Annotated in this window: 4 protein-coding genes; 3 read left to right on the top strand and 1 reads right to left on the bottom strand. The window is 67.0% G+C overall.

Annotation, left to right across the window (positions count from 1 at the left end; translation table 11 throughout):
• From QZY48_RS03260 to QZY48_RS03250, 3 genes are all read left to right on the top strand, one after another.
• Positions 1–1,648: bifunctional serine/threonine-protein kinase/formylglycine-generating enzyme family protein (locus tag QZY48_RS03260; RefSeq protein WP_295427658.1), on the top strand; the 1,648-nt coding region annotated here is incomplete at its 5' end.
• Positions 1,551–1,988 (top strand): formylglycine-generating enzyme family protein, encoded by a 438-nt coding sequence (locus QZY48_RS03255; RefSeq protein WP_295427655.1) that lies wholly within the window; start codon positions 1,551–1,553, stop codon positions 1,986–1,988. The genes QZY48_RS03260 and QZY48_RS03255, both read left to right, overlap by 98 nt.
• A 512-nt stretch (positions 1,989–2,500) precedes the next feature.
• Positions 2,501–2,938, top strand: coding sequence for a DUF29 domain-containing protein (locus QZY48_RS03250; RefSeq protein ID WP_295427651.1), 438 nt, complete (start codon positions 2,501–2,503; stop codon positions 2,936–2,938).
• Between the two features lie 97 nt (positions 2,939–3,035).
• On the opposite strand, the gene QZY48_RS03245 is transcribed toward QZY48_RS03250, so the two are convergent.
• A complete protein-coding gene (locus QZY48_RS03245; RefSeq protein WP_295427649.1) occupies positions 3,036–3,917 on the bottom strand; it encodes a transposase in 882 nt (293 codons plus the stop codon).
• Positions 3,918–3,959: the final 42 nt, after the last annotated feature.

Below are 3,959 nucleotides of genomic sequence, written 5' to 3'. Positions count from 1 at the left end.
TGTGGTGCGAACTGCCGAGTTTAAGATCACGAGTGACCGCGGCATGACGACCCCGAACCCGGCGACCCTCTGCCCCGGCTGCTTCAAGGAGACCGGCGGCAGCACCCCCTGCCCCCACTGCGGCTATGACGAGCAGGCCCCGCGCCCGGCCAAGACCCTGGCCCCGCGCACCCTGCTGCACGGCCAGTTCCTCGTCGGCCGGGTGCTCGGCAAGCCCGGCGGCTTCGGCATCACCTATCTCGGCTGGGATCTCGGGCTACACCGGCGGGTCGCCATCAAGGAATATTTCCCGCGCGACATCGCCGGGCGCGAGACCGACCGCACCACCGTCACCCCCGATTCGACGGAAGATGCCGAGGGTTTCCGGTACGGCCTGGAGCAATTCCAGACCGAGGCCCGCACCCTGGCCCGGCTCGACCATCCCAACATCGTGCGCATCCACCAGGTCCTCGCCGCCCACGGCACCGCCTATCTGGTGATGGAATATTACCCCGGGCTGCCGCTCGGCGAGTACCTGGACCGTCAGCCGGGCAGCCGTCTGCCCGAGGCCCAGGCGCTCGCCCTGATGCAGCAGATCCTCGACGGCCTGCGCGCGGTCCATGCCGAAGGCCTGCTGCACCGCGACATCAAGCCGCAGAACATCTATCTCGCCGCCATCCGCGGCGGCAACGCCCGCCCGGTCCTGATCGACTTCGGCGCCGCCCGCCAGGTCGCCGGCGAGCGCAGCCGTTCGCTGTCGGTGCTCTTGACCCCGGGCTATGCCCCGCTGGAGCAATACAGCCGTCGCGGTAAGCAAGGCCCCTGGACCGATGTCTACGCGGTCGCTGCGGTGCTCTACCGAATGCTCACCGGCCTCACCCCGCCGGCCGCCCATGACCGCAACGAGGGCGAGCCGTTGCCCCCCGCCGTGCGGTTCGGCATCAGCGCCCCGGTCAGCGCCGCGCTCGAGCGGGCGCTGGCGATGGCGGCCGGTGAGCGGACGCAGAGTGTGGCGGCGTTACAGCAGGCGTTGGCCGGGACCGCACCCAAGGTGGTGGTGGAGAGAGGGCCGACCCTGCCGCCGCCCGCGCCGCCGCGTCCGCGCGGAGAGACCGGCCGCCCACCGCCGCCGCCCCCGGCGAACGGACCCGGACCCGGACCCTGGCCCTGGGTCGTCGGCGGTGTCCTCGGGCTGGCCGGCATCGTCGCGGTCGCCTATGTCGCCTCGCGCAATCCCGGGCCGGTCGCGCCACCGGTCAGTGGCCGGGTGGCCGCCGCGCCGGCTGCGGTCGCGCCGACACCGGCACCGCCGCCGGTCAGGCCCGCACCCGTGGTCCCCAAGCCCGCCGCGCCGGACCCGCCCGCGCGGCTCCCCTTCGAGCCCGAGCTGGTGCGCATCCCCGCCGGGAGTTTCCTGATGGGCTCGTCGGCGGGTGAAGCGGATCGTTTGGAACGGGAATGGCCGCAGCACCAGGTGCAGGTCCCGGCCTTCGAGTTGGGCAAATACGAGGTCAGCTTCGACCAGTGGGACGCCTGCGTCAGCGCCGGCGGCTGCACCCAAAAACCCGCGGATGAGGGTTGGGGCCGCGGCACGCGCCCCGACCAGAACCGACTCCAGCACCGCCTTCAACACCGGCAACTGCATCACGACCGCCCAGGCCAACTATGACGGTAACTTCGACTATGCCGGTTGCGGCGCCAAGACCGGTGTCTATCTGAAAAAGACCCAGCCCGTCGGCAGCTACCCCGCTAATCGCTGGGGACTCCATGACCTGCACGGCAATGTCCATGAGTGGGTACAGGACTGTTGGCATGACGGCTACACCGGCGCACCGACGGATGGCTCGGAGTGGCGTGGTTCTTGCGCGGACAGTGGGCGGCGCGTCCTGCGCGGCGGGTCTTGGCTCGACCTCCCCAGGACCCTGCGCTCGGCCCTCCGCCTCAGGCTCGGCACCGGCGACCGGGTCCACATCCTCGGTTTCCGCGTGGCCAGGACGCTTACCCCTTGATCCTTTACCCCTTTACCTTTTGGGGTTCACGGGGCTCGAGGGGTTCAGGGGGGCTCTTCTGGGGTCCAGGGGGGCATAGCCCCCCTGGTCGCGATTTTTTTTGGCACCCGCGATGGCCGATAACACTCGCCCCGCGCTGACGACCGTAGGGTGGACAATCGATAGCGCAGTCCACCGAGCCCCGCGCGGTGGTTGGTGGACTGCGCTGCGCTTGTCCACCCTACCTGGCTTGTCCGCCCTACCGGGCGAAGAAACCCGAAGAATGGCTCTCACGGAGACACGGAGACACAGAGATCACAGAGAAGAAAGCAGGAGATCTTTGTGTCTCCGTGTCTCCGTGAGAGATATTCAATGGCTGACGACCGTAGGGTGGACAAGCCCCGCGCGGTGGCTGGTGGACTGCGCTGCGCTTGCCCACCCTACCTGACTACCCTATTGTATTTCTTGGCGAGCTTAGCGCCTTGGCGTGAGCAACTGCCGGACTTAGGTTTACTGTAACTGAGGCTGACGCGATGACTGCCGTGATCCTGCATGAGGTCGACCGATTCGCCTGGCTTGAGCAACAGGCGCGCCTGCTCAAGTCCGGCAATCTCGGCGCGCTCGATGTCCCGCACCTGATCGAGGAGTTGGAGTCCGAGATGGGCAATGAACGCCGGGAACTCTATCGCCGCCTGCGGGTGCTCGTGGCCCATTTGCTGAAATGGCAATTCCAACCCGCGGGGCGCTGCAACAGTTGGAAGGGGACGATCCGCATCCAGCGCAACGACCTCGCGCGGTTGTTCAGAGAGACCCCCAGCCTGCGCCGTTTTCTGAGCGATGAGTTGGCGCAGGCCTATCCGGATGCCGTGGAATGGGCGGCGGACGAAACGGGGCTGGCAGACGAGAGCTTTCCCAGCGCCTGCCCCTATTCGACCGAGGAGATCCTGGGCCGGGATTTCTGGCCCGAGTGATAGGACCCAGGGGCCTCGATCATCCCAGAATGAGGAGTTCTCACACAGAGACACAAAGATCACAAAGATTTTCAACGCGATATGCAGGTCGAAGATGTCACCCGCGCGGTGATCGACCCAACGCCTTCAATGATTTGTTTTTCTTTGTGTTCTTTGTGTCTTTGTGTGAGCAATTCCCGGATTTTGCCCCCGTGCGGTGGTTGGTGGACTGCGCTGCGCTTGTCCACCCTACGGGGCTCTGTGGGAGCGGCTTGCAGCCGCGATGCGGGGCCGCGGTAATCTGCAACGCCGCGGCCCCGCTGTCCGCCAACTGCTTGAGCAGGGCACCGTGCTGCGCTTGGCGCGCCTGGAGCTTCACGATCTTGGCGGCCAACTCCGGGGTCTTGCTCAGGTCCTCAGGCAACCCCCGTTCTTGGGCATCCTGGGTCTCCAGGTCTTGATGGTAGGCCGCGATGTCGCACTCGATCTGCGTGAGTCGCTTCTCCAGTGTGGTCTTGGTGATGACGCTGGCGTCGCTGGCACTGGCGTTGAAGAAGGCGCCGTCGATGCCGATCTCCTCCCCGCCGAGCAGGTCCAGGTCCTTGCACAAGAGGATGAAGTCCTTGCACACTGCCCGCAGCGCCGGGCCGTTGAACTGGCGGAAGGCGGCGATCGTGCGGTAGCCCGGGGTGAGGCCCTCCAGCAGCCACATGAACTCCAAGTTGCGTCGGCACTCCCGACCCAGGCGCCGCGAACTGTGCACCCGATCCAGGTAGCCGGCGATGTAGAGCTTGAGCAAGGCCGCCGGGGCGAACGCCGGTTGCCCGCAGCGCAGCGCCCCGCCCGCGTTCACGAACCCGAGCACCGCCAGGTCCAAGGTGTCCACGAAGGCGTCGATCGCGCGCACCGGATTGTCCGCGCCCACAAAGTCTTCGATGCGCCGCGGCAGCCGTGCCTCGTACCCGCGTGCCGTGCCCTGCTTGTAGCGTCTGCCGATCATCCCCCTGACCCCTTGGTTCCGACTTGGCTGACAGTCTACGCC

The organism is uncultured Thiodictyon sp. (assembly GCF_903828115.1).
Taxonomy (GTDB): Bacteria; Pseudomonadota; Gammaproteobacteria; order Chromatiales; family Chromatiaceae; genus Thiodictyon.
This window is presented reverse-complemented; position numbering and strand designations above follow the sequence as displayed.